This window comes from Mycobacterium sp. 852014-52450_SCH5900713 (genome assembly GCF_001667075.1).
Taxonomy (GTDB): domain Bacteria; phylum Actinomycetota; class Actinomycetes; order Mycobacteriales; family Mycobacteriaceae; genus Mycobacterium.
The window spans coordinates 24,635-51,217 of sequence record NZ_LZIL01000028.1; the positions used below are offsets into that span (position 1 = coordinate 24,635).

General features: G+C 60.5%; 23 protein-coding genes. 5 read left to right on the forward strand and 18 right to left on the reverse strand.

Features of this window, described 5'->3' with window-relative positions; all coding sequences use genetic code 11:
• Positions 1-10 precede the first annotated feature (10 nt).
• Together A5773_RS06295 and A5773_RS06300 are read right to left on the reverse strand one after the other, a co-directional pair.
• Complete coding sequence (locus A5773_RS06295; protein WP_369817331.1) at positions 11-1,021, reverse strand: Gfo/Idh/MocA family protein; 1,011 nt, start codon at positions 1,019-1,021, stop codon at positions 11-13.
• Positions 1,022-1,080: 59 nt separating this feature from the next.
• Positions 1,081-1,788 (reverse strand): class I SAM-dependent methyltransferase, encoded by a 708-nt coding sequence (locus A5773_RS06300; RefSeq protein ID WP_067790068.1) that lies wholly within the window; start codon positions 1,786-1,788, stop codon positions 1,081-1,083.
• Positions 1,789-2,175: 387 nt separating this feature from the next.
• Here A5773_RS06300 and A5773_RS06305 point away from each other — a divergent pair, with 387 nt between their 5' ends.
• A complete protein-coding gene (locus A5773_RS06305) occupies positions 2,176-3,459 on the forward strand; it encodes a glycosyltransferase (protein ID WP_067790070.1) in 1,284 nt (427 codons plus the stop codon).
• A 119-nt stretch (positions 3,460-3,578) separates the two neighbouring features.
• Here A5773_RS06305 and A5773_RS06310 read toward each other — a convergent pair whose 3' ends face one another.
• Entirely contained in the window at positions 3,579-4,610 is a 1,032-nt protein-coding gene (locus A5773_RS06310; RefSeq protein WP_082948112.1) for a sulfotransferase family protein, read from the reverse strand.
• Between the two features lie 647 nt (positions 4,611-5,257).
• Here A5773_RS06310 and A5773_RS25435 point away from each other — a divergent pair.
• Complete coding sequence (locus tag A5773_RS25435; protein ID WP_082948113.1) at positions 5,258-6,586, forward strand: glycosyltransferase family 2 protein; 1,329 nt, start codon at positions 5,258-5,260, stop codon at positions 6,584-6,586.
• A gap of 685 nt (positions 6,587-7,271) precedes the next feature.
• Here the strand turns inward: A5773_RS25435 and A5773_RS06315 are convergent.
• The 3 genes from A5773_RS06315 to A5773_RS06325 all read right to left on the reverse strand — a co-directional run bounded on the left by A5773_RS06315 (position 7,272) and on the right by A5773_RS06325 (position 10,264).
• Positions 7,272-8,015, reverse strand: coding sequence for an O-methyltransferase (locus A5773_RS06315; protein ID WP_067790073.1), 744 nt, complete (start codon positions 8,013-8,015; stop codon positions 7,272-7,274).
• A gap of 174 nt (positions 8,016-8,189) precedes the next feature.
• Positions 8,190-9,302 carry a glycosyltransferase family 1 protein gene (locus A5773_RS06320; protein ID WP_067790076.1) on the reverse strand — a complete coding sequence of 371 codons (1,113 nt, stop codon included), beginning with the start codon at positions 9,300-9,302 and terminating at the stop codon, positions 8,190-8,192.
• A complete protein-coding gene (locus A5773_RS06325) occupies positions 9,299-10,264 on the reverse strand; it encodes a GDP-mannose 4,6-dehydratase (protein ID WP_082948115.1) in 966 nt (321 codons plus the stop codon). Before A5773_RS06325 ends, A5773_RS06320 begins: the two co-directional genes overlap by 4 nt.
• 159 nt (positions 10,265-10,423) lie before the next feature.
• Between A5773_RS06325 and A5773_RS06330 the strand changes: the two genes are divergently transcribed.
• Positions 10,424-11,353 (forward strand): hypothetical protein, encoded by a 930-nt coding sequence (locus tag A5773_RS06330; RefSeq protein ID WP_156744760.1) that lies wholly within the window; start codon positions 10,424-10,426, stop codon positions 11,351-11,353.
• Positions 11,354-11,479: 126 nt separating this feature from the next.
• Complete coding sequence (locus tag A5773_RS06335) at positions 11,480-12,373, forward strand: FkbM family methyltransferase (RefSeq protein WP_067790085.1); 894 nt, start codon at positions 11,480-11,482, stop codon at positions 12,371-12,373.
• A gap of 96 nt (positions 12,374-12,469) precedes the next feature.
• Here A5773_RS06335 and A5773_RS06340 read toward each other — a convergent pair whose 3' ends face one another.
• From A5773_RS06340 to A5773_RS06370, 7 genes are all read right to left on the reverse strand, one after another.
• On the reverse strand, positions 12,470-13,165 hold the full coding sequence (locus A5773_RS06340; protein WP_082948116.1) for a bifunctional 2-polyprenyl-6-hydroxyphenol methylase/3-demethylubiquinol 3-O-methyltransferase UbiG: 696 nt from the start codon (positions 13,163-13,165) through the stop codon (positions 12,470-12,472).
• A gap of 2 nt (positions 13,166-13,167) precedes the next feature.
• On the reverse strand, positions 13,168-14,289 hold the full coding sequence (locus A5773_RS06345; protein WP_067790096.1) for a glycoside hydrolase family 99-like domain-containing protein: 1,122 nt from the start codon (positions 14,287-14,289) through the stop codon (positions 13,168-13,170).
• A 37-nt stretch (positions 14,290-14,326) separates the two neighbouring features.
• Entirely contained in the window at positions 14,327-15,052 is a 726-nt protein-coding gene (locus A5773_RS06350) for a glycosyltransferase (RefSeq protein WP_067790099.1), read from the reverse strand.
• Positions 15,049-15,735, reverse strand: a complete 687-nt coding sequence (locus A5773_RS06355) for a bifunctional 2-polyprenyl-6-hydroxyphenol methylase/3-demethylubiquinol 3-O-methyltransferase UbiG (RefSeq protein WP_067790104.1) — start codon at positions 15,733-15,735, stop codon at positions 15,049-15,051. Before A5773_RS06355 ends, A5773_RS06350 begins: the two co-directional genes overlap by 4 nt.
• Positions 15,735-16,754 (reverse strand): NAD(P)-dependent oxidoreductase, encoded by a 1,020-nt coding sequence (locus A5773_RS06360; RefSeq protein WP_067790106.1) that lies wholly within the window; start codon positions 16,752-16,754, stop codon positions 15,735-15,737. The genes A5773_RS06355 and A5773_RS06360 overlap by 1 nt, the downstream gene beginning before the upstream one ends.
• A complete protein-coding gene (locus A5773_RS06365; protein ID WP_082948117.1) occupies positions 16,751-17,968 on the reverse strand; it encodes a nucleotide sugar dehydrogenase in 1,218 nt (405 codons plus the stop codon). Before A5773_RS06365 ends, A5773_RS06360 begins: the two co-directional genes overlap by 4 nt.
• 267 nt (positions 17,969-18,235) lie before the next feature.
• Complete coding sequence (locus A5773_RS06370) at positions 18,236-20,206, reverse strand: hypothetical protein (RefSeq protein ID WP_232001805.1); 1,971 nt, start codon at positions 20,204-20,206, stop codon at positions 18,236-18,238.
• Between the two features lie 166 nt (positions 20,207-20,372).
• Here A5773_RS06370 and A5773_RS06375 point away from each other — a divergent pair, with 166 nt between their 5' ends.
• Positions 20,373-20,867 carry a GtrA family protein gene (locus A5773_RS06375; RefSeq protein ID WP_067790110.1) on the forward strand — a complete coding sequence of 165 codons (495 nt, stop codon included), beginning with the start codon at positions 20,373-20,375 and terminating at the stop codon, positions 20,865-20,867.
• Between the two features lie 165 nt (positions 20,868-21,032).
• Here A5773_RS06375 and rffA read toward each other — a convergent pair whose 3' ends face one another.
• From rffA to A5773_RS06400, 5 genes are all read right to left on the reverse strand, one after another.
• Complete coding sequence (gene rffA / locus A5773_RS06380; protein WP_232001806.1) at positions 21,033-22,178, reverse strand: dTDP-4-amino-4,6-dideoxygalactose transaminase; 1,146 nt, start codon at positions 22,176-22,178, stop codon at positions 21,033-21,035.
• Complete coding sequence (locus A5773_RS06385) at positions 22,178-22,588, reverse strand: GtrA family protein (protein WP_067790113.1); 411 nt, start codon at positions 22,586-22,588, stop codon at positions 22,178-22,180. The genes rffA and A5773_RS06385 overlap by 1 nt, the downstream gene beginning before the upstream one ends.
• Positions 22,589-22,591: 3 nt before the next feature.
• Positions 22,592-23,167 (reverse strand): DapH/DapD/GlmU-related protein, encoded by a 576-nt coding sequence (locus A5773_RS06390; RefSeq protein WP_067790117.1) that lies wholly within the window; start codon positions 23,165-23,167, stop codon positions 22,592-22,594.
• A gap of 294 nt (positions 23,168-23,461) precedes the next feature.
• The gene (locus tag A5773_RS06395) at positions 23,462-24,406 is read right to left on the reverse strand and encodes a glycosyltransferase family 2 protein (protein ID WP_067790120.1); all 945 of its coding nucleotides are present in this window, start codon (positions 24,404-24,406) and stop codon (positions 23,462-23,464) included.
• Between the two features lie 230 nt (positions 24,407-24,636).
• The gene (locus A5773_RS06400) at positions 24,637-26,577 is read right to left on the reverse strand and encodes a hypothetical protein (RefSeq protein ID WP_067790123.1); all 1,941 of its coding nucleotides are present in this window, start codon (positions 26,575-26,577) and stop codon (positions 24,637-24,639) included.
• Positions 26,578-26,583 lie beyond the last annotated feature (6 nt).

Sequence of the window (26,583 nt, forward strand, 5' to 3'; positions counted from 1 at the left end):
GTCCCTTGGATTAATTGGCCGGCTGGCGAAGCGGAAGGCCGGCCGCGCGATAGATCGCGTCGATGACGGTCATGTTCTCGACAGCGGCTTCCGGTGTCGTCTTCACCGGCTCCCCCCGGAGCACCGCCGCGGCAAACGCGTCGAGTTGATACGCGTACGACGGGCGGCGCGGGAAGCGCTCGGCTCGTTTGCCGCCGGCAGATCGGACCGCCAGCCGATGGAAAGACTGGGGCATCACCGGGTTGAGCACCCGCAGCTCTCCGCGATCGCCAATCACCTTGGCGCTCAACTGCAGCAGATCGGCCGACCACATCGAGCAGCGCACCCGCCCCGTATGGCCGCCTTCGAACCGCAATTCGGCCGTCATGGCCCTGTCTATTTGAGTGTCGCGCAGTTTTGCTCGTGCTGAAACGACTTCCGGCGTGGAACCGCCAAACGTTCGAACCATGTCGACGGCGTAGCATCCCGCGTCCATTGTCGCGCCACCGGCAAGGGCGTAGTTGTAGCGGATGTCGGAGAACTTCGGGAGGGGAAAGCACAGGGCCGCTTCCACCCGCTGCAGCTTGCCCAACTCCCCCGAGGCAATGATCTCCTCGACGCGCAGACACAACGGGTGGTAGCGGTAATGAAATGCCTCCATCACGACGCGGTCGGACTTCGCTGCCAGTTCGGCGATTTCGCGGGCCTCGGCGGCATTGGCCGTGAACGGCTTTTCGCATAGCACGTGCTTCCCTGCGGCAAGGGCAGCTCGGGTCCACTTGCCGTGCAACCCGTTTGGCAGCGGGTTGTAGACGGCGTCCACTTCTGGATCGTCGATCAGTGCGTCGTAGCTGCTGTGCACCTGGTCGATGCCGTGTTTGTCCGCAAACTCCTGGGCGCGCGACGCGTCCCGGGCCGCAACCGCGGGGACCTCGACTTCGGAGTTCTCCCGGGCCGGGTTGATGAGCGCCAACGGCGCGATGCGGGCCGCTCCCAGGATGCCGATCCGCACGGTGGTCCCACGTTCAGACACGGACCGGATGCTAGCACTGGCTCAGGCCAGCCGGGGCGACAAACCGCTTCGAGCGATCGCGCGACTATTCAGGAATTGGACGAGATACGGTGCTCCGAGGAGAGAAATTCGTCGAGGTACCCCGGTGGTTTCAGGTTGAGCAACCGTTCGCGATCGGCGACGAGATCCGCGTAGCCCAGCGCCTCGATCTGGGCCGGCGAGTACGACAACCGTGACTCGGGAGCCCCTTTTCGCACGATCCCCACGCCCCAGTCACAGTTCAGGACGGCGATGCGCAGATCCTGCCGGGTGCTTCGCAGGTAGACGATCGCCTTCCAGACGTCACCGCTCCAGTCGATCTCCCACCAGCGGTTCTGCCGGCGAAATTCGGCATACGAGTCCGCGGGGCAGGCGACGGATGCCCGCGTGGGATTGCAGTCGTGTAGGAAGATGACGCCGTCGTCGCGCACATAGCGGAGGGTGTTTTCGACGTCCTGCACTACCTGCCCATAGGTGTGCAGGCCGTCGATCAGGGCGACGTCGATGCGACGCTGCTTGAGGAACGCTGCCTCGTCCGCGAAGAAAGTGTCGCTCGTTGTCTCAAAGTAGTGGGTGGCGTGCGCCTTCGCATCGGCTCGCCGCCGGGTACGTGCCGACAGTTTGAACGCGGGGTCGACGGCGATCTTCTCCTGAGCGGTGATGCGCCGAAAGGCCGACCCCCGCGATACGCCGATCTCGAGGTAGACGGGGGTCGACCGTCCATCGAGCGCTCGCTGCACGGCCTTGATCCGGTTCATACGAGACCCCTCCCTAAACGCGTGCCCCCAACATAGAACACGCTCGCACGCAAAAGCACCGTGTCAGCTGCGTTTTGTCAAGAGTGTGCCCGTGATGTGTCGGCGTCGGAGTGCGCAACCGTTGACCTCGGCGTGCCGTCACGTTCAACCGTCTCACCATCGGGCGGATTCATACCGGTAACGTATCCCAAGGGGGGCAGCTGCAAGATCCAAACGGCTCGGAGTTCCGAACATCGTCTCGCGATCCGCGGCAGCCTGACCCGGGCGGTTCCGAGGACCCGACGCGAAAAGAGCCACCCACACTCCTGAATAAGCTGCGCTCAAGACGCCCTGGATGTCATGATGGCGCAGACTTCGAGCATACGGAAGTGAAAAGGCGGGGACCCAATGAAGTTTGCCTTGGCGAGCTTTGGAACTCGTGGCGACATCGAGCCCTCGGTCGCTGTCGGTCGCGAACTGCTGCGCAGGGGGCACGATGTACGCATTGCTGTCCCGGCCAACCTGGTTGACTTCGTCGAATCGACTGGTCTGACGACCGCCGCCTACGGCATTGACACAGTGGACGGGCTCCAGGAGGGGCTCGACGCCAACCGCGAATTTTGGACGTTGCTATTCCACAATTTTTGGAAGGTCAACGATCTGCGCAACGCTTGGCATGGACTTTGGGATCCAGTCGCCGACATGTGGGCGCACATGAACAAGACGTTGGTGTCGCTGGCAGATGGAGCCGACCTCCTCCTGACCGGCCTCAATTTCGAGCAGGCCGCGTTCAACGTCGCCGAGTATTACGACATTCCGTTCGCCACGCTGCACTTCTTCCCCATTCGGCCGAATGGGCAACTCATTGGGCCCCTGCCGGCGCCGGTGGTCAAGTTCGGGATGACGGCGATGGGCTTGTTGTCTTGGCACCTCCTGACGAAGAAGCTCGACGATCTGCAGCGTCGCGAATTGGGCCTGCCGAAGGCAAGAGGCACCTCGTGGCGTCAGATCGCCGATCGCGGCTCGCTGGAAATCCAGGCCTACGACGAGGTCTGTTTCCCGGGATTGGCGGCCGAGTGGGCGAAGTGGAATGGCCGTCGGCCGTTCGTCGGCCCATTGACGATGGAACTGACCACGGACGCCGATGACGAGGTCGCGTCTTGGATCGCCGCGGGAACGCCGCCGATTTGCTTCGGCTTTGGCAGCTTCGCAGTCGAATCTCCCGCCGCCACTGTTGAAATGATCAGCTCTGCCTGCGCCGAGCTGGGGGAACGGGCATTGATTTGCTCGGGCTGGACCGATTTCAGCGATGTTCCCCATTTCGACCACGTCAAGGTGGTGGGCGCAGTCAACTACGCGGCGACCTTCCCCGCTTGCCGCGCGGTGGTTCATCACGGGGGCGCCGGCACCACGGCCGCAAGCCTGCGTGCCGGAGTGCCAACGCTGATTCTCTGGACGATGCCCGACCAGCCGATCTGGGGGGCCCAGTTCAAACGCTTGAAGGTCGGGGCGTCTCGGCGGTTTTCGACCACCACCCGCGAAACGCTGGTCAAGGACCTGCGCGAAATCCTCGCGCCCGACTACGCCGTCCGCGCCCGCGAGCTCGCCGCCCGGGTGACCAAACCCGCCGAAAGCGTTTCTATCACCGCCGATCTCGTCGAGAAATTCGCCCGCTCGAGGCGTGTCAACTGATCACGAACATCAACCGCCGGGTGAGCACGGGCCTTCCTTCACATCGAGTGCGATCGGCGTGAAACCGAGGTTCGAGGCGAAACCAAAGCGGCTGCGGGGCAACGCCAGGGGCTAATCGGCTAAGCCCAGGTCCCTCTTCGCCGGTGAGCCATCGCCACGAGCTCGATCATCGGCTTCACGACGGCCGGCCGGAAAATTCGCGAGCGAACACCACCAGAAAGTTCGCGGTAATCCTCGAGGGCAGAACGGAAATCGCGCTCGCTCGCCCGATACGACTCGAAGATGTGATCGAGCATTTCCTCGTCTGGACACTCATCTCGCGCGGCCATGCACTGCGCGTCGTAAATCTCAGATATCCAATCTGTGCCGAAACGGTTTGTCACCGGCCCGCGATTTCTCTGGCGACGAAGATCAGGCGTGAGAAACTCGTCGACCGCATCGGCAGCTTGGGGGGTGAGATCGATTGGCAACGCCGTGGAAATCCGCTTAATCTCCCTGCGCCAGTCGTCAAGGAGGCCGGCGTACTCAACGAAGACACGTGGGATGCCACGCGTGTCGCGCTCGGCCAGCAGGTTGTATTTGAGCCATAAGGCGCTCGACAGCTCCCGCTCAATATGCCACGAAGCCGCGACCGACGAGATCACCTCTTCCGGGTGACGCACCGCGATCACGGCCGCCGTGTCAAACCCGGCCATGCGCGAGGCCTCGAACCACAATCCCGAAAGGGTCGTTATCCTGGGGTCTTTGATCACCACGAGCGGCGCGGCAGGCAATGTCTTGAGATACGCCGCGATCTCTTCGACGCAGGCGGCCTTCTCGTCGGCGTTGAAGGCGCCGTCCTCGAGTAAGCGCAGCGATGGATCGAACCAGGCGCTGCCGTGGCGGTGCAGAATCGCCTCGTTGATGGCAATGACTTTGCGCGGCTCCCAGTTGCCACGGGGATTGCCAGCATCGGCGCCCAACATCCCGGCCGGAAGCGTGCCGCCGCACAACGAGAGAACGCGAGTGAGTGCTGAGGTTCCGGACCGTTGTGTCCCCAACACAAAAAGAATAACCGGACGGGTCCCAGTCCCAGGCTCAGCGCTGTTACTGGCAGCTTTGCGGGTATCGACAACGCTTTCGATGTGTCTGGTCCGCCGGTCGGATCTCATAGCGAATCGAAGCCTCTCAGTTCTCCTGCCCGTAGGCCGCGATGCTATCGCAGCATGGTCTTGATTGCCGAGCTTTGCTGGATCCGTGCAGTTTGATGCCTATTGCACCGAGATCGTTCGACCACTCGATCAGCAAGCATAGGTCGTCGACGCAACGTCGCCAGCAGCTGCGATCGTGACGGCAAGCCGCATACTGCTGAGCCGTGTACTTTCAACCGGCCGCCTTCCCAGAGATTGCACGAGAGCATGAGGGAGCGTTTGCATCGATGATGACTATCCAGCCTGTGTTCACCTCGCTTCCGTCTGCTACCAGTAACTTGCGATCGTCAGTCATCGACTGTGCAAGCGGCCGAACGAAGTAGGCGGCAAAACCATCTCTCGGGACCGGTCCGCAAAGCGGGCTCGATGACCACTTCCCGGCCGTCGACGTGGACAGGGCGCGTCAACCACGCGCTCCTCTGGCGGGTGCGTAACCGGCAGTAGCCGTGACCAGAGCCTTCAGCCAGATCTCGTCGCGTGCATAAGAGTGCCAAACCAACCACAGATAGACAGTACGATGGCACCGCCACCAAACGACTCAGTCAAACGGTTTCAACGGCCCGGGAAGCGGCGTAGTGTCCGACGGCTGCGATTAGATTGGAGAAGCAATGGTCAGCGCCGGTGACAGGTGCGGATCTTTCCATCCGGTGGTCGTCGCTCAGTGGGATGTCCTGAACCGCTTCCCAACCGAGCTGTTAGACGAGTACACCAACCAACCCGGGACGGCTGTCCATCTGCTTATCAGACTCGGCACAGAGCCACTGGGGTACGCGGATTTCGAATTTGACGGCGGCGATTCACTCTCTGTCAATGCGGCAAAAACTGTGTCGCAATCCTTCTTGCCCGTAATAAATGATCGCCTGATCGGGAGTCATCTATCGCCAGTCCGCGATATACCTGCTAATGGCTTGCAGCTAAATCCAATAGATTTGACTTTTGTCGCTGAGCGCGAGCAATTACTCCAAGACCCGCCAAATATCTCAGTCGTTATAGCTACTCGAGACCGTCCCGCGCACATTGCCAATTGCCTTCGGCGGCTCGATCTTCAACGGTACCCGAGCTACGAGATCGTAGTCGTTGACAATTCCCCGGCCGATCCTACCGCAGTGCCAATGGCTATAAAAACGCTAAATTTGCGTGCCCCTGTGCGGTATTTGCTGGAACCCCGAGCCGGGCTCTCGTGGGCTCGAAACGCAGGTTGGAGAGCCACAAGAGCCGACATCATCGCGTTTTTGGACGACGACGCAATTCCTGATGAGTATTGGCTCGCCGAAATCTTGCGAGGCTTCTCGGCAAGACCGCGGGTCGGATGCGTCACAGGCATGGTGCTTCCGGCTGAGCTGAAAACGGAACCGCAACAGTGGTTCGAAGAACTGGGCGGATTCAGCCATGGACGAGGCTTTGAGCGAGATATTTTCGAACCAGGACATCCCCAGAGCCCACTCTATCCGATTCCGCCATTTGGTGCCGGCACGAATATGGCCTTCCGTCGGCGTGTGTTGAATGATATTGACGGTTTCAACGTCTCACTTGGGGCAGGCACACCATCAATGTCAGGTGAAGAAACGTTTGCTTTCACGCAGACGCTACTTGCTGAGCACACCATCGTCTACCAGCCGACGGCGCTCGTCTTCCATTACCACCGCGCAACGCTAGAAGAACTAAAGAAACAGTTGTATGGATACAGTGTCGGCACTGCCGCCTTTTATGCGGCACTAATATCTTCCGACGTGAGGCACCTGTTTGCCTTGCTACGGATGACCCCTAGTGCTATTAAAGACAACTGGCGAGCAAATATAGAAGCGTGGCGTACGAAAGACTCGCCTCGAGCCGTGATGCGCGCTTGGCCCGGGCTTGCGCGCACACAAACTCAGGGCCTGCTTGCGGGCATTCCTGCCTACATTAGGAGCGTGCGAAAGCAACGTCGACTGGCTTAACAAAGCCAGCAGGGGAAGCGGTTATCCGCCACCATTCGCCAATCGCATATTGGGGCGACTGGTTGTGTGTTTGAAGCGTTTTGGCGGCCGCTGCCTTGGGGATCTGGGCTGAGGTTGACGTCCAGTCGAACGGGTGGGCGCGATAATTCCAGCAGGCTATCAATCGTGTTAATGGCGGCGGTCAGTTCGCGGACGTTGCCGAAGGTGCGGCGATGGGATCGTTTGACGTTCGATGACGCCGGACCAGACTTCGACAAAATTGAGCCAGGACGCAAAGATCGATTGTACTGCAGCGGATTCGAGGGTTGGCGGCAAACCAATCGCAGGTCTCGACGCGTTTGAGGGCGGCGTGGTTACCCCTCACCAGATGCAGCTGCTGATCGGGGTAGCCGCGTGAGGTGCTTGAGGAACCGCAGGAACTCCTGGTGGTTACCCTGGCCGGCGACGATCTCCAAGGCAGGCCAAGGCGAAAATTCTTTCCAAACGGTCGGCCAACACGCGAACTCCAGTGTGCAACAACATGTTTAGGGACGCTGCTTCCAGGCGGCGCTCATCAGCACCATCACCGCCCTTCCAGCTACCCCAGATCGGAAACCGATCCCAAGTGTCCCCTATTGGTGCAGCAGGCTTGAACAGTGACTTAGTGCACCGCGGACTTCCGGGTGCTCGAGCAAATGAAGTGCACTCAGAACGAGCGGAACCAATTCCAGTTCCGTTCGTCTTCGGCGATCTTCTGCAATGCGACCATGGAAGGGTATTTCGCCCCGCGATAGAGATAGTCATACAGCCACATCGGAAAAATCGTCTCGGCAAAGGGCCGCACGACCTTCGCGAGCATATTCTGCAATCTGATCGCCAGCGCCGAAGTACCGCCAAGAACCTTGTAGCAAGGGTATTTTGCGAAGTACGAAACGGCCTTCGAGACGCTCAGCATTGTTGCATCGTCGATGATGATGTATCCGCCCACGTTGACCAACCTGTTCGCGTAGTACAGATCGACAAGCGTGTGGTCGAAGGTGTGCCAGCCGTCGACAAACACCAGATCGAACTCCGCGCCTTCTCTCAATAGCTCGGGGAGTGCGAGTTCGGACGGATCTTCGAGAAGTTCATAGAAGTCGATGCCGGCGCGGTCGAGGTTCATCACGCCAATGCCGTTCCAGTCGGCGCTTTGAAACGGATCGATGATGACGTGGTGCGCCCCGGTGCGGCCCGCGGTGGCACCCGTGATGTGCAGGGATGAGAAGCCGTAGGCGCACCCGATCTCCAAGGTTCGGATTATGCCCGGTCGCTTGGCGATGAAATCTGATAGGAAGCGGCCTTCTGCCGCATCGATGCCGTGGTTCTGTATGGGGTAGGTCTTGCCGTTCGCGTCGCTGACCGCTCGCTGCTGACGGATGTCGGTAATCAGCGTCATGGCTTCATCTCGCATGCTTGGCCACCTTAGACGCCCAAGCATGAGCACTGCGGTGTTCTGCGGGAAATGCTCTAAGACGAGCTTGGTAAATCATGAACTCGGACTCGGACGACCGCACTCGCCCAGCAGGTTCGCACGCCTGCACCCGCCGGCCACTGCGGTGGTTCTACTTGGTGACACCAGATCGGATCAACCAATGTCATATAATTCGCGATAGATTCGAGCGGTTGCCGCTGCGCACTCGTCCCATGAGAACGCGGCGATCCGCACGTATCCACGGGTTCGCAGGTCCGCCTGTAACTCTTCGGCCGTAGTGACACGTTCCAGAGCCGTGCGTAGCTCCTCTGGGTTATTCGGATCGAAATAGATCCCCGCGTCGCCAACTACTTCTGGAATTGAGCCGGCATTACTGCACACAACAGGGCAGCCATGACCCATCGCTTCTAGCGGAGGAAGCCCGAAGCCCTCGTACGTCGACGGAAAGACGAATGCGGTAGCTGACCGGTAGCGTGCCGCAAGTGCCAAATCAGAGCCGGACTCGAAGCGGACCCGGTCAGTGATGCCTAACCGACGGATCTCCGTTTGTTCGTCGGGAATGAATGCGCCTCCACCAAAGGCCACCAGATCGAACTCCCGCAATATCGGAGAACTGGAAAATGCCTGCAGCAGCATCCCGAAGTTCTTGTAGCCCCTGCGATTTCCCACATACAGGAGCGAGGGCCTGGCGTCACCGGCATCCCCGTCCGTGGCGTTCGGCTCCGCAGTCATCGAATAGCCGAGGTGAACGACGCTCGTTCGCGCCGGGTCGATGTCGAAGAGACGCACCACGTCTCGCTGGGTGTTTTGGGAAATGCAGATCACATGGTCCGCACGGTTGACAGCCGCGCGTTTGGCAGCCGTCACTCGCTTCGCGTCAGGAAACTCCTCGGCAAACAACTCATGAATCATGTCGTAGACCGTCACGACGCGGCGTCGCGCCTTGCCGACAGGCTTTGTCGCGAAGTAGGTCTCATGCACTATGTCCGCGTTTGCTTTCCGCCATGCCAGCGGTGCGACAATTCGGTTCGCAGCGGGGACAAGTGGTATGCCTGCGATTGTGTAGGACGGTATGTTGACATACTTGCCGCGGGTGAGGCGGCGGGCAGAGTCAGTCGCCAGATATTTGTTGACGTGCAGCGGGGCGACGATGGAAACCTCTGCCGCGCCATGGGCGGGCAGGCGACGGGCCAGCTCGAAGAAATAGCGCGAAACACCGCCGTATTGCTGGAAAGAGAAGATCTGGTGGTCGAAGGCTACCTTCACAATCGCTTAGCCCGATCCCACTCGGCCTCCACCATTGCCTTTGCGACATCGCTCATTCGGTAATTCGCCGCCCAGCCGAGGACTTCGCGCGCCCTAGATGCATCACCGCGTCCTTCGGCGAGGTCCGAAGGACGCATCAGTGCCTCCGAAAGGTCCGTATGCTCGCGCCAGTCGAGCCCCACCTGCCGGAACGCGGCCTCCGCAAACTCCTCAAGGGTGTGGCTTTCACCCGTTGCGATGACGAAGTCCGAGCCGGCGGGCTGCTGCAGCATCCGCCACATCGCCTCCACGTATTCGGGTGCCCATCCCCAGTCTCGTTGGATCTGAGTATTGCCTAGCGTAAGGCGCGAGTGCTCATCCATGGCGATGCGGACCGCTGCGGCCACGATCTTCTTTGTCACGAAACGCTCAGGGCGCAAAGGGGATTCATGGTTGAACAATATGCCGGTGCTGGCATGCAGCCCATACGCGGTGCGATAGTTCTCAACGAACCAGTACGCCGCACTCTTCGCTACGGCGTACGGGCTGCGGGGATGAAAAGGCGTCTGCTCATTTGCGGCGTGGCCTCGCGTATCGCCGAAGCATTCACTGGACCCAGCGCTGTAAAAGCGGATGGGCTTGTCGAGAAAACGTATCGCTTCAAGCAAATTGATCGTGGCGACAGCGATGCTCTCGAGGGTCTCTACAGGCTGCTCGAACGACAGGCCGACACTGCTTTGCCCGGCCAGATTGTAGATCTCCTGGATGTCGGTTTTGCGCAGCACATTCAGCACACTGCGGAAATCATTGGCGTCCATGGACTCTAGGCGCACGCGGTCGTGGACTCCGAGTCGCGCTAGATTCGCGAATCCGCCGATCTGCGCGTCGCGTGAGGTGCCAAACACCTCGTAACCCTTGTCGAGCAGCAGTCGCGCCAGATAAGCGCCATCCTGGCCTGAGATGCCGCAGATGAGCGCTCTCATGCCACCTCCTCGATCCCGCTTCACGGGCCCTTGACGAGTATGGCCGCGTGCAGACACGGACTACCCGCCACCGGCCCCATGAGCCTCTCATGACCGGCCTATAACAACAGAAGGTTTTCGATCGTTTTGTTTATAGTTCGGGGAACATAAGATGTGCGCGTGGACCCTGACAGGAAGGCTCTGACCTTCCGGACGCGGCTTGGGCAGCGCGCACGGGATCTCCTCTACCGCACGATTCTTTACCGCATGATTCGCAATCTGTTCGGCAATCGTTCGGTCATGCGCGAAGTGCAGGGCGTGCGCTTGGCGATGCCATGGTCGCACCGGCTCCCTGACTACGCCCGCATGTATCCCAGCTATGGTCAAAACCTCGTCGACCTGGCGCTGTGTCTTGGCGACACCAACAAACCTCTGGGCGTGGTCGACATCGGAGCGAATATCGGGGACTCGGCAGCGCAGATCCTCGCGAAAGTCGACGCCCGCGTGCTTTGCGTCGAAGCGGATCCCGAGTACCTGCCCTACCTGGAACGCAATGTGGGTTCGGATTGCCGCTGCGTGATCGAATTCGGACTGCTGGTCACCGATCCTGCGGAGGCCTCGGGTCTCGGCGCGGTCCGCAAGGGCGGCACGACCCGCTTCACCCCGAACGGCGGCGGGGGGTCGGCTGCGGCGTTGGCCGTGGCCGAACTGCCCGGCCGTCACCCGGAACTACCACCGATCCGGCTGATCAAGTCAGACACAGACGGCTACGACACAACGCTGATTCCAGCGCTCGCGTGCGCGTACGCAACCTCCCATCCGGTGCTGTTCTTCGAATACGACCACGATCTGACGCGCAAGGCCGGTAAACCGGAGCCCGCCTCGGTGTGGGCGGACCTCAGGACCGCCGGCTACTCACATGTTGGCATCTGGGACAACTTTGGTACCCCGATCCAGCTCCTAGCCATCGATGAGGTGCCCGCCCGGGCCGCGGTGCTAGACAAGCCGTTCGAAGAGCGCGGATACCACTACTGGGACGTTGCCGTGATGCACGCCGACGATGATGCGGGCACTAAGGCGCTAAGCCGGCTCTTCATCACCGCCCGGTGAAGTGTCGACGTTCAATCCTGCGCTCCCCCACACGAACCCTCTTGCAAGCCGACGGGCCTGTCGGCTTGACTGTAAGCCCCTGACCTGCGCCGCGGCACGCAGGTGATGGCGAGATAAAGGACAAGCATGGAAATTTTCTTGAACCCGTTCGCTATGCAGGCAGAGTTGTTGAAGCGTAGCGAGGTCAGGCAGCGCACTCTGATCGGCCGTGCTTTGGCCTGGCGGGTTCGAGAGCTCCAATCAATCGACGGTTTCGCTGACGTCGAATTCTCGGTATTTAGCCAGTTCGGAGACGACGGGATCATTCAATGGCTGATCCACCGCCTCTCAGGCCTCAGTGACAGTTTCGTTGAGTTCGGGGTCGAGGACTACCAGGAGGCCAACACCAGATTCCTACTCGTGAATGACAACTGGCGTGGCTTAGTCATGGACGGCTCAAGTCGGAACATCGATTCCATCAAGCGTGATCCGATCTCGTGGCGCCACGATCTACAAAGCCACTGCACCTTCGTGACCGCCGAGAACATCGATGAATTGTTGCGACAACACGGGTTTGAAGGCGACATCGGCCTTCTGCATATCGACATCGACGGCAACGACTATTGGGTGTGGCGCGCCCTGACTGCCGTGCGTCCGGCGATCGTAATCATCGAATACAACAGTGTCTTCGGGGCGGAACGCTCGATCACAATCCCCTACGATCCGAAATTCAATACAGGGAAAGAATTCAGCAATCTGTACTTCGGCGCCTCCCTGCCCGCTCTTTGCGACCTGGCACACTCCAAAGGATACGACTTCGTCGGCAGCAACAGCGCAGGCAACAACGCCTACTTTGTCCGATCCGAACTGCAACACGGGCTTAAGGCCCTCACAGCCGCCCAAGGCTATGTCGCGTCCAGGTTCGCGGATTCCAGGGATAGCAAAGGTCGAATGACCTACCTTCGCGGTGAGCAGCGGCTGGCCTCCCTCAGGGGATTGGCTGTGGTCAACACGCGGACCGGCGCCAACGAGGAGATTTGAGCCAGCATGTCCGCCCTTCCCGCAGGCCTCTCTGCTGGTGAAGAGCGCCTTGCCAGCGCGAAAGCCGTTGGTAATCAAGGGCTACAGAAGTAGGGCTTAGGTTCGTGGCGACGCCACGCACGCGTATTGCGTATAAAAAACATCGCTGAAGTATCCAAAGGTTACGAGCGTCAGCAAAAGACCAAGGGGCCCGCGATATGCGTTGATGCCCTTCATGTTCCGCATGGTGAAGCCTGCTGTCTCGAACAACCGCACGATGCTCTTGCGGGTAAAGAAGCGCAGGTGTGTGCGGTCGAAGATGCCAGCGTCCTCCTGCGGGAAGTCCTTCCGGAAAACCACTTGGCTAAGCGCTGGCAAGAAGCGGATGTTCGGGATCGAGGCAACGACGACACCCCCAGGCGCAAGCTTTTGCCGAAGCTGCCGAAGGGTCGAGCCCGGCTCGACAAGATGTTCCAGCACGTCGTTGCAGACAATCGCGTCGAAGTAGCTGTCCGGCAGCTCGGCGATTTGTTCATCGGCATCTCCGACGAGCACGCGATCGATGACGGTACGTGCACGTTCGGCTACCTGCTCGTTGAACTCGATGCCCCAGACTTCGGCACCGGTAAACTCCTTGACCGTGGCAGCGAACGCCGCCTCCGCACAGCCGAGCTCCAGCACGCGCTTCGCGGCTGCGGGCACGAACGGCAACATCTCCGGGCGTCGCTGGGCGTAGTAGATAGCTTCAACTGTCGGCGCGGGCGCGGTAATCGCAGCGAGCTGCTTGCGGGTAAACGCGATACGAACGCGCATAGCTATCTGTCCTCTCCTAGCTTGCTGGGTTGACGGGGTACTTCCGCGGTTCCGCCGAACACTTTCCGTACGGCCTCCAGAAAACGGTGCCCGTTGCGTCGGTCCGGCTCAAGATGGCATCCTTCGGCCCACTCGTTCCAGGCATTGATGAAGACGATTTGCTCGTCGTCCGGGTAGGAAGCCACGCGATTCGCGGCGTCGCGTAGCCATGCTTCGAACAACTCGGCATCGTCATTCTGAATGACCAGGGCGCCAAATCGGGCAAATCGGGAAGAGTTGTCCCAGCTCGGTATCACGCACGGAAAACGCCTTTCGGCCGGGTCTTGCCGTTCGGCGGCACGGACCAGTGCGGCGTAGTCGAAAACAACGAACGATTTTCCCCGGAGACGACTGAGCAAGCGACGAATTATGTGGCGTCTCGAAGCAGCGGCAAGCTGGGGCCGCAGCGTACCCAAATGCGGCTCGAACCCGACGATCGCGTCGAAACCGAGGGCAATCGTCTCGGCATCGCTCATGCTGTGCATGTGGCTACGCAGCGCACAGAGGTAGATGCCGGGGAGCCCCATCGATTGCGCCTTGGCACGCCACCGCCCGATAGTCGATCGAAAGTCGGGGAACTGGTCGATGCGATAAACGATGAAGACCGGTCGGCCTTCGACGCGTATATACCGCGGATCCGAAAACGCCTTGCCGAGATACTCGAAGTGGGCTTCCGGATCGTAGCGGTCAAGGTCCGCCCCGATGAGTACGTCGTGATCCCGACCGTCCCAACGCTGGCTCCACGTCTCGTTGGCCCAACAAACGCAGAAGGGGAAGTCCGGCTCCCGATCGGCGAGGACAGCCTCTAGGGGCTTTTCGAGCAGCAGTTTGCCATTGAACCAGTAGTGGTAATAGCAGAATCCCCCAAGGCCGTACTGTCGAGCCAGCTCGGCTTGCGCGATACGTGTCTCGCGCAGGCGCAGGTCGTAATAGCCCAAATCAGCGGGAATCTGGGGTTGGTGATGGCCACGGAACAACGGGCGCGCCTTGGCGACGTTGACCCAATCAGTGAAGCCGCGTCCCCACCACTGGTCGTTCTCCGCGATCGGATGGAATTGTGGCAAATAAAAGGCGATGGCCCTCATGGCTGCCACTCCTTTCCGCGGGAATGCGACCGCGCGTTCATCGGCCGCCTCCGGCAAACACACGACCCCGGCTGAATGCGTAGACGTACCACTTGAGGTAGTAAGGCAGCCATTTCATCAGGCGAAAGCGCGACTGGCCGACCGTACGGTCGCGCCAGGTTGACGGTACTTCAGTGACGCGATGACCGGCGACGTGCGCTTTGGCCGTGATCTCGAGCGAATATTCGAACCCGCCCGAGCTCTCGATGGGAATCTCACGAAGGACCGAGAGGCGGTAGGCGCGAAAAGCGTTGGTGGCGTCGTGTGTTGGCAGTCCGCCCATCCAATACAGCGATACGCCGGCGACTCGTGAGATCGTCCGCTTGAGGAAAGGGCCACCAATCTGTTGCCCTCCACGCATATAGCGAGAAGCACACACGACGTCGTAACCCTCGTCGCGAATCAACCGGACCATGTCGTCAACAACCCGCAGGTCGTCTGACAAGTCCGCCATCGAGACGATTACCACGTCGGAGCGTGCCGCATCGACGCCCGCCCGAATCGCGTTGATCACGCCCTTGCCGAGGGCATTGCGCACCAGTTCCACGCCGGGGTAACGAGGTGCGAGCTCGCGGACCACGGGCACCGTGTCGTCTTCGTCGAAGTCGTAGACGATCAGAACCCGTTTCGGGCGCCTCACCATCGAGTAGAGCTCGGCCAGTGCGTCGGCGATGTTGGAGCCTTCGTTGTAGACGGGAACGATGAAGTCGATCTCGTCGGTCATTGGGGCCGCTCTGCTACCAGGAGCATCTGTTTGCCCAGGAGATACTGGGCCGGACGCAAGCGCAGGTACAGCCGAACGAAAAAGGCCCATTGCGGCAGGCGACTCTTGGTCGTATACGGCAGGAATCTCGCGCGGCACTCGACCACCCGGAATCCGGCGACTTCGAGCGCCTCACTCATTCCGCGCTCGCTCAGCGGCAGGGTGTGATCGAAGAAGTCCCAGAACGCTCCACCCACCAGCCGGACGTTCGGCTGCATGATCATGATCCGCCCACCGGGCCGCAGCGCCGTGCGGACGTTGGCGAGCACTTTGAGCAATGCATCGGGACCGCGAAGATGCTCAAAGACGTTGCTGGCGAATGCAAGATCCACCGTTCCGTGGTCGACCGCCTCAGCGAGTCGTTCGAGCGCAAGCTGGTGTGCCTCGACGCCGGGCGCAGCAAACCGTTTCGTGTCGGGATTGAGGTCGACAGCGATCCGGCGCCGGGCCGAAATGTTATTGATGAAGTCGCAGTAGCCGGCGCCCAAATCGACGACGCAGGCATCGGCGGGCACATAGCGCGAAAAGAATTCCTGGCAAATGACGCGCCACAGGCGAGCCTTGGACTCACGCTCGTCGTCGTGAAACCGCGCAGCATACAGCCGATCCAACTCTGAGTTGAGCTCGCCGTGCCCTTCCGACATCAGATACCGCCCAATTCGATCTGGTTCTCAATCCACGGAATGATTTCATCGAGCGCTTCATCGAGTGACGTCGTGGCCTTGAAACCGAGGATTTCCATGGCCTTTTGAACGTCAGGCACACGCCGCTGCACGTCATAGGGAAACGGATCGTCGCTCACGAACCGTAGTGGGACATCACCTTTGACCTTGCGCCATATTATGTTGGCGAGTTCGCGCACTGTCGTCGACGTCGCGGTCGAGAGATTGAAATCCTCGTTATTCGCCGCTTGAGACTCGATGGCGAGGCGTATGCCTCGGGCGAGATCGCCCCCGTAGGTGTAGTGCCGGACCTGGCTGCCGTCGCCGAGAATGTGCAGCGGATCCTGACCTTTGAGAACCTTTTGGACGAGATCAGGCACGACGTGGCTCATCGCGAGCCGGACGTTGCCCGACATGATCTCGCGATCGCATAAGGCGCGCTTTTCGCCCACACCAATGCAGTTGAACGGTCGCACAATGGTGTAGGGCAGCTCGTACTGCTCCCATGCGCCTTGGGCGAAGTACTCGGTCGCGAGCTTTTGAAAACCATACGTCGACTCCGGTGGCGGGCAGCGGCGCTGCTCTCCCTCGGGGGTGGGATAGGTCGATGTGCTCTCGTAAACCATCGAAGACGATACGACGGTGATCTTGCGGAGCCGCGCATTGCGGTGCGCCCAGATCGCTGCGTCGAAGGTGGCCGCAGTGATGCGCTCGTTCTCCGACAACAGGTCGTAGGCCAGCTCGTGGAATAGCGATATGCCACCGATGATGGCAGCGCCGGCGACGAGATGATCGCAGCCTTCGAGCAACTCCTTGAGCAGTGCAACATCTTTCGCGTCGCCCTTGACGGCGGTGTAGTTCGGATTTGCGTCGTACGCGCGGTCGACCGGTCCGTATTTAGAGTCGTTGTCGATGCCGATTACCTCGTAACCGTTGGCGAGTAGTTCCTCGACGAGGTAGCCGGCTACGAAACCCGCCGAGCCCGTGACGAGAATCTTCACGCGAGTTGCGCTCCCTTGCCGAAGAAGTTCCAAATATCGACGACCGGCTTGTCATCCGGGATCACCAGCGACCGGTAGTCGCTGTGCGGCGCGCCGAGCACAAGGATGTCGGACTGCTCGACGGCCGCGTCGAGCGAGATAAGGCGCGGGTCCTCGACGAACGGGTCCGTGCATACAACGGCAGCCGCCTCGTACTCAAGGATCTTTCGAAGTTTGTAAGAAAGAGACTCCCGCGTGTCGTCGCTATCGCCCTTGAATGCCATGCCGAGGATCCCAACCGTCAAATCGTGAAGCGGGTAACGCGATTTCATGTGTTCGACGACGAAGTTCGGAAGGCCCTCGTTGATCAGCATCGCCGCGTGCCCGAGCGAGAACCGCGACTCGGTCGCGGCCGCGAGCTGCATGGTGTCCTTGAAGAGACACGGTCCGGCCGCGAACCCACTCTTCGGCAATCCGGCCATCCTCGGATAGTCGCGCGTGAGCGCGTCATAAATTCGGTAGAAGTCCAACCCGAAATCGGTTGCGATCATGAAGAATTGGTTGGCAGTCGCGAACTGGATGTAGCGCCAGACGTTGGCGAAGATCTTCGTCAGCTCGGCCTCTATCGGCTGCATCGAAATGATCGAAGGGGCGATCCGGCTGAAGAGATCGGTGGCGACTCGTGTCGCCTCGTCATCGCAACCCGCCACGATTTGTGGTAGCTCGACCAGTTCGCGCATCGCGCGTCCTTGGGCGATTCTCTCGGGGCAAAAGGCGACATGGACGTACCGACCCGAAGCTCGCACGAGCGCATCCAGTCTTTCGGTCGTCCCGGGATAGACCGTACTCCGGAGGATGATGCACTGGCCGTCGACGAAGTACGGCATCAGGCTCTCGAAAAAGCGATGGATCTTGTGGAAAGTGGGGTTCAGGTGCTCATCGACCGGCGTGCCGATGATAACAATGACCACGCGGGACCTCGAGATGAGCGTTGGATCGTTATCGGCGACCAGGTTCCTGTTGATGACCTCGGCGAGCATCGGCTCTGCCTTCTCTTCCACGAAGGGCATGCGTCCCGATCGGACCATTTCGACGGCGCTCGTGTCGATGTCGTCGATCGCGACTCGTAAGTCGCGGTGCGCCATCACAATGGCCAGCGGCAGCCCGACGTGCCCGCACCCCCCGACGACACAGACGTCGAAATCGAATTGCGCCAGTTGAGGTGACGATCCCACGATTTCCTCTCTCTCCGAGTTCAGGGCGCGTCACGCGTTAGTTGCACGGCAGCAGGATTTCGCGGATCGGCTTCTGGTCGAAGAACCGCTGATGGATGAGCTTCCAAACGCCTTGAACCTCGATTTTGTGGCCTCCGCGCGGGTGCGCACAGCATATAGTTCATGCCAGCCCCATATAACCCGTTTCAGAAGACTAATGTCGCCATTTCGTATCCATGACGGGCGGGAGCAACCGGCTGTCCACATCGGTTCGAGTTCGTCCCCGTCTCAGGGGCGGACCTGCATCTCGTAGAAGCTCAGCCGCGCAGTAACTCCCTGATGACCAAGGAATTGTGAACGGCTCAAACGGATGGTGTGGGCGTGGATCTGCAGGTTCGTGGAGTTGACCGACGGAGGGCTTTTGACAAGAAAAGGTTCGGCCGCGTTTTTGGTGACGAGGCGGTACGTGTTTCCGTCGAGCACGACGCCGAAGGAGATCAGGGGCGCGACTGTACCCTGAAAAAGTCGGTCGACGGCCGTTGACTGCAGATCGATCCCCGCGAGGACCGCCGCGTTCGGTTCGCTCGGCTCGGGGATTGTGATCACGTCGTTCTCGTGGACGGTGACCTCCGACAGCGCGGTAAGCCGTCCGCAGCGGGATCCAGTGTGGGTGAACAGCGCCCAGCCGTTCTCAACCCCGCTTACGGTGTAGTCACATAGCAGCGCTCGTGAATACCGGGGAGATTCTTGTACGCCAAGCCGCCCATCGATGCCGACGGCAGGTGCGTCCGGGGGGGATAGCTGAGACAGGACGAATTGTGGCCCTTTAGTAAGTGATTCGCCATTTAGGCCATCAAGCGCGGGCGAGTAGGCCGCGTACGTCTGAAAAACGGGCGCTGGGCGCCACGCCCGATCGTAAGCCCAAGCGGCCGATGCTTCAATGGGATCGATGTGGACCGTTCCCGGCCCAATCGAGTCGATAAAGCGACCCGGGATGGCGTAAAGCGCACGCTGGCGTGCTTTGGCTTGCTCGATGCGTTGATTGACGTGACCTGGCAGGGCGAGCGTGACGAGGCGATCGACCGCCTGCGCAGGCGCCTCCAGCGCCTCCTGGGCGTGGATGTAGGCGAAAGGCCCGAAAACTCCTACATACAGCACCACGCTCGTCACCGCAGCCACCACAAACACGCGGCGCCGAGCTACGAAGAAGGGAGAAATGATCACCGCAACGACGATCAGGCCGAGCAGAATGCTGAAGTGCCACTGGTCAAGCCGTGCGAACGCGGACTTGACCACGATTACGGTCGTCAGGCCGACGAGCAACACAAACCGGCGGGGAATCTTCGCGCCGCCACGCACTAACACCACACAGATGGCCCCCACCCACGCGAACGTCAACACCACTGCGGGGACCGCTTGCAAGCCGAGCGCCGGGAGGGGCCTTGCCATCGCTTCGCTGTAACCCGATGCCACGGCGGCGCTGAACCTGAGCCACTTGGGCAGATCCCCCAGTCGTTGGCCGGCGAAAATCCACCAGATGGGTATGGACGCCACGAAGATGATGGTCGTTGCGCAATGGCGCCCGACAGCGCGCCAGTCGAGCAACAGGGACGCGACCAGCGCGATGGCGAAGACGGCGAGGCCGCTGTTCAGCTTCACCAGCAGCTGGAACCCCGCAGCTGCGCCCAGCACGAGGCACGTGATGAAGACCGTCGAGCGCTGGGGGGCGTCCTGCAACAGGAGCACGCTTGACCACGCGAACGCCGCGAGAAATGCAAGTTCGGGGTACATCATGCCCAACGAGTCCCCCACCTCCAAGCCAGGACCGATGCAGAGGTAGGCCGCGATGCCGGTCGTGACGAACGCGGCAATGAGCGATGTCAGGGGGGCGTAGCGCTGCCGCAGTCCGGCCGCGATGCCGAGGAACAGCGCGGCGACCGTAATCATCTGGTAGATCGTGGCGAGCAGCGACTGATCGAACGAATAGTAGGCAGTCGTTTGCAGGAAACCGAGGGGTCCGAGAGTGAATACGACCTCCCGGCCCCATGCGAGATCGTGTATCCGGGCCAGCGCAAGCCCGGCCTGCCAAGAGGGATCGAGCCCGACGGCAGGATTTACCGAGGCTTGTGGCCAGAAGACGATGGCAGCGATCACCGCGACTAGGGCCTGTTGCCAACCGGCGGCGCCCCATCCGGACGTCGAAAACCGTCTCATCGTTTGTCCCAACGTCCTGACGGGTGCCATGGTGGATTCGGGCATCCTCGCAAATTATCAACGACTTCAAAGCAATTCGCGGGTTTAGTCAATTACGGTTGCGATCCCCTAGTTCGGTTCGATTTCCGTTCTCAGAACATTCATCGATCAGCAGCTATGGGTTCCACCAATTCAGCTCCCGAGCGACCCGTTACGAGTATGTTGGCCGACCATGAACCTCCCGCATTTGGGCCTTCTCGAACGGGCCCGAGCGGAGGAGACACACAAGAAGCTGCGCTATGCCGCTGTGTCGGTGATTTTCGTCCCAATCGGCCAGGCCCTCCTCCAGATCCTGGGCTTGTGGCTGCACAACTACACCACTGCGTCGCTGTTGCAGGCCGCAATCGTCACGATCCCCAACTTCTTCGCCAACGAACACTTCGTCTGGCGGGTAACGTCGCGCGAGAACCTGCGCAGCCAGGTGCTCGTATTCTGGATAGCCGTCATGTTGGGCGTCGCCCTCGCCACCCTCTTCACCCACCTCGTCGAGGACGCGATGACCGATCGGACCGATCTCGCCCGAGGCGCAGCTGTGTTGGTCGCCCAGCTGCTTGGCTTGGGAATCGTCTGGGTCGGCCGCTTCCTCATCCTCGACCGGTGGCTCTTCAAGCTCGCGGGCGACACGCCCGAGAACGCCGACGAGGTCATTGGCGAAGTTCCCGTGTGACCTGTCCGCGCGATGCCAGCCGATCCCGCAGCATCCAGCGGGTGCGTGCACAGGTGCTCGGCGCCGCAGGGCGGGTGCAACGCGGGTCGTTGATGAAAGGCAAGCGGCACAAGCAATCCGTGCCTAAGTCAGCCAAGACGTTTGGCGTCCGTACGCCGTAGACCATTAACGGCGCGCAGTCTGGTAGAAGTCCAGTACCGCATTGGCGACCTCCTCTACCTCTTTGTCGGCGAGGTCAAAATACATTGGCAGTCTCAGCAATCGTGCGCTGAGTTCCTCGGTTTTCGGCAAATACTTTCTTGGTAAGCCGAGCGATTGAGCGAATGGTGAAGTATGCAGCGGTACGTAGTGGAATACCGCGAGGATGCCGGCCGCACCCAGATGCGCGATGAGGGCGCTGCGTTCCTCGAGGTCGGCAGTCAACAGATAAAACATGTGGTAGTTGGTGATGCAATGTGGCGGCACTACTGGGATGCGAATCAGGCCACTTTCCGCCAAAGGGGCGAGAATGGTGACATAATGGTCGAATATCTCACCACGCCTCTTGGAGATCTTCTCCATATTTTCGATCTGGCCCACCAAGAATGCGGCGAGCATATCGGAGGGAATGTAGGAGGATCCCACGTCCACCCAGGTATATTTATCAACCTGGCCGCGCACGAATTGACTACGGTTGGTACCCTTTTCGCGCAGGATTTCGGCACGATCCACCATGGCCGGATCATTGACAACAAGTGCGCCACCCTCGCCACAGGAAATGTTCTTGGTTTCGTGAAAGCTGTAACAGCCCAGGTGACCAATCGTTCCTAGCCACCGACCCCTATACCGGGCGGAAACGCCTTGAGCTGCATCCTCCACAACCAATAAACCGTGGCGGTCGGCAATGTCCATGATTGCGTCCATCTCGCAGGAAATGCCCGCGTAATGGATAGGGACTATGGCCCGCGTGCGCGGAGTGATTGCCTGCTCGATCAGTCGCTCATCTATGTTGAGCGTATCTGCCCTGATGTCGACGAACACCGGCCTACCGCCACGCAGCACGAATGCGTTGGCCGTAGACACGAAGGCGTAGGATGGGACAATGACCTCGTCACCTGGCTGCAGATCGCACAGGAGCGCGGCCATTTCGAGCGCCGACGTGCATGATGTCGTCAGCAACACCCGCTTTGCGCCGAAGGCTTCTTCCAGCATTCGCTGGGCGCGCTTGGTGAACGGACCGTCGCCGCTGGCATGCCCACCCGCGACCGCCTCACCGACATAGACCAGTTCCGACCCAACCACGGACGGTTTGTTGAACGGGATGCGGATCATCAAGCACTTCTCTTCTTAATCCTTCTCGCACCGCCAGCAGTCGCAGAGAATACCCAATACTTCTGCATTATGAAGGCAAGCAAGGCCAACACAAGGATCGCGCAGCCTTGGACGATTTGGTGAGGGAAACCGATCCGGCCGGCAAAGACCCACAGGGCACTGAAGTTTATGAGGTAGATGACGGAATAGCAGGTCAGATACCGTCCGAGTGCGGTGAGTCGGTGGCCGCTATGGCGAAAGGTGATATCGCGGTTAGCGAGGAAGCTCAGTAGCATACCGACGCTGAAGGTGATTGTCATCGCGGTCTCACTGCCCATCGGCCACGAAGTCAAGAAGAGGTACGCAGCATACAAAGCGGCATTTAGGGCGAGGCCGATAAGGACGTAGCGGATGAACTGCGTGCGGACCATGTCCTAGCCGCGCTGGGCCGCTTCGTCTTCGGTAAGGTACTCTGCCTCGAGCAGCAGCAGGTCGCGCCGGCGATCCTTTATCTTCTTGGCCGGCGACCCGACGCACACCGACCACGCTGGTGTCGATCTCGTGACGAGCGAACCGGCCCCTATGGAAGTGCCTTCGCCAAGTTCGACGCCCGGAAGGATTATCGAGCCAGCGCCGACGATGCTATGACGACCGATGCGGACGGGCAGTTTGGCCTCCTCGCGGTACTTGAGCGGCAACGTCGGGCCGGTTAGATGCAGACCGCTGTAATCATCACTCTGCGAGAACACGTGGCTTCCGTAGGCGATGCCGGAAAAGTCGTCGAGAAACACGCCTTCACTGCCGCCAGCGATATTGACGAATACCGCGAGATGCACGTTGCGTCCCATCACCACTCGTCCCGATACCACGCAGAAGTCGTCGATGCGCGAGTGATCTCCGATCTCGATCTGGTCGGCGTTATGTACCGCCGCTCGATCGCTGACCTTCACATTCCGACCGAGGCGCTTGAAACCCAGGCGTGCTAGTTGCTCGCGGTCAAGGTATGCCATAGTCGCCTTTCGAATGCACGGCGTTGAATTGCTTCCGCACAATCACGAAAGGGCAGTCCGTCCTGCGGACGTGACTATGCGCGAAGTGCTCGCCGAGACCCCGAGGCAATATCCGCGGAACTGATGAATGCGGTGCGCCGACCATGCTTCGTCGCGCCCAGCCGCAAGGCCTTACCCAAGCTCCGAGGGTCGGCGGCTTCGTCTGGTCACGTCGGCAGCGCCGGTCATGAGAATTTGGTTCGGATATGCCCGACATGCGAGACAACAGTACATGCTGATGTCGGGTCTATGCGGTCAACTTGAGCGTTCCGCGCCATCGGATGCGGCGGTCTCGCTCACCAGATAGGCCGGCCGGTCCATTGTGCGGAAATGCATACGGGCGAGGTATTCGCCCATGACGCCAAGCGCAAAAAGCTGCGCTCCGGAGAAGATCGCAATGATTGATGCGAGGAATGCGAAGCCGGGCACAGCACTCCCGTTGATCAGATAGTTGGCAAAGACGTAAATAAGGATAGAGATGCCGAACAATACTAGGACGAATCCGATAAGGCTGGCGATCTGCAGCGGGAGCGTACTGAATCCTGTCATCAAGTCGATCGCATGGCGAACTAAGCGCGGGACCGAATAACCGCTGACGCCAACGGAACGCGGGGCGTGTCGCACATTGATCGCCGCGAATCGAGATGTCGCCCAGGTGAGCAATACATCGATGGAGACGGTAGGGCTGCGATAGTCGCGAAAACCCTCCCGCAAGCGGGTGCGGAAGGCGCGGAAGGCGCTAACGTGGCGTGCCGTCTCGGCGCCCATGGCGCTGGCCAATGCGAACTTCGTCAGGCGGGAGGCTGCATCGCGAAAGAAGCCATGCTGCTCATCATGCGGTGCGCCGTACACCACATCGACGTCCGGTCCAAGCGCTGCAAGAAGCGGCGCAATCTCACTCACCGGATGCTGCAGGTCGTCATCCATCGTGACTGTGACGTCGTAGCGTGCGGCGCGGATCCCGCAGAGCAGGGCATTATGCTGACCATAGTTGCGGCTCATGCGGATGCCGCGCACGCGCTGGTCTGCCGCAGCCAATTCGGTGATGATCGACCAGGACTCGTCACCGCCGCAATCTTCTACGAAGATGATCTCGAACGTGGGAGCGATTTGCGGCATCGCCATGCTCAACTGACCGTACAACTCCCGCAAAGTCAGCGCTGCGCGATAGACGGGTATCACAACACTCACAGTCAGCATCGCGCCTCCGATCGCAACTTTGCAGCCCCCAAAGCCTCCTACTACAGATGCCTCCAGGTCGGATGTGCGAGCACCCAGCTACAGGGCAGGCGACTACTACCGGCTCTGTGACAGTACCTGCCGGTCAAGTCTCAATTCGCGAACCTGGCCGGAGCGGTTTCCACAGGCGACCTGCTGCGTCGTTCGCGTTGGCGGCCCCGTCCCCGCACTACTGCGGCAACGGCTCGCGATCAGCTGCCGCTCCCTTCGCGCTTGAGGAGCTGGTAATCACCGAACGTTGCGATCGGAACAAAGCCATGGCGCAGGTAGCTGACTAGCGGGCCGGGCGGCATTCCGCCGGCCCCCAACCGACTCCACCGCTGGGCGAGCGGAACGTTTTCGAGCAGGCAAAGGCCTTCGATCGAGCGGATGGTTTCGATCACCCTCTGCTGGCGGTCAGAGCCAAATAACGCCGTCGGGGTGGTCACGGTCACCTTATAGTCGGCGGGCGGTTGCTGCTGCGACCAGAGGTAGAAGCTGTTCATCACTGGCAGCATCACAAACGATTTGCAGTTGTGATTGACTGCGGCGACGGTCGCTTGGTAGTCCGCCGCTTGTTTCGGACTGACGCGGACGTCTCGGGCGCCTGGCAGCCCGAGCGGGACTGCGCGGTGGTACGCGGCCCGATCCCGATCGAGCCCCAGCATGAACTGGATGCTGACGAGCACAGCTACGGCCACCGTCACCGCGATTGCGCCGATCACGATGGGGGTGCGTCGTAACCTCCGGTCACCGAGACTGAAGGCGGCCAAGCGAACCCCGTTTGCGATACACAGCGCCCCGACGGGAATCAAAAGTACGGCCGACCATGACGCTTGGCTGCCCGCGACCGGGAAAGCGTGCAAGGTTTGTAAGACCGCCAGTGGCGGCAGCAATAGGCGGGCGAACTGGGTTCGCTCGTCCGACTTTCCGGGCGCCTGAATCAGCGCCACCCAGGCCAAGCTCGCGAGGCCTAGCCGCGTTACTGGGGTCGTCGAGCCGATCACAAACGGGCCGATGACAAGCATGAAGATCCCGGAGAACGCCATCAGGAGGCCGATGAGAATGCTTGCCCCGGAGACAACCCAAGTCCAGGTGAGGCTCGAGCGGTCCCCATGGTTGCGGGCGAAGTACCTATAGCCGAGTGCCCCCGCCACGGCCGACATGTCAAGGACATAGGTCCAGCTAGGCAGCGTGAGCGGAAACGAGAAAACTCCGGCAAACCGCAGCGGGACCTTGATCATCTCGGTGAGGCCGGAGGGGCTCGCTCCCCCGGCGAGGATCGCCAGGAAAAGGGCCAAGCCGACAACAAGCAAGCCGCCGCCAAGCCACCAGAGTTCTTTGGAATCGCGACGATCGACGCCGCGGGCCCGCAGCACGATCACGACGGCGAGCGCGGCGGCCGAGACATGGAGTGCGTATTGGCGAACCCATGCCTCGCTCATCTTCGAGCTCATCAGCACCAGCGGCAGCGCCACGAAGCCGACCTCGATTACCGGGCGCACCCAGCGAAGCCGGTCAAATGCTGGAAAGCTGACCACGCAAGCCAAGGCCACAGCGGAAAGTGCGAAAATGCCGACATTGATCTTTACAAGGACCAGCGCCATCACGGCGGCGCCGAGCAGGCCCATCGAAAGATATGAGCTGCGATCGCGCACGAAACAGGAAAACACCATGATCGCTGAGACCAACAAGACGATGAGACCGCCCGGATGCATCGGCTCCGCACTGAGGCTGGAAAGCTCCTGGAATACGGCCAGCTGGGTCGCGAGGCCGAGAATGATGCTCCCGGTCATGCGCCAGGAGGTCAACCCGAGAAGCAGGCTTGCGAGCACCCAGACGACCAGGGTCGCCGCGCGGCCGCAGTCGTTGGTTACTGACATCCCGAAGATGGAGAAGACCGCACCCCAAAACTCGTAGTAGAAGGGGCCGTAGCCGCCGAAGACGTCATACAGCCAGCCGTGATTGAGGAACGACTTGAGGGACATCAGCATGTAGCCCTCGTCGTCGTAGTCCCGGAACCCCGTGAAGATCCGGTAGCGAGCGATCGGATACATCGCCACGGTTAATGCCGCGAATGCCAGGTCGCCTACGCCGGACCGAACGCCGTGCGCCCGCAGCAGCCCGTTCGTTTCGTTGTTGAGAACTCTCAAGGTCGG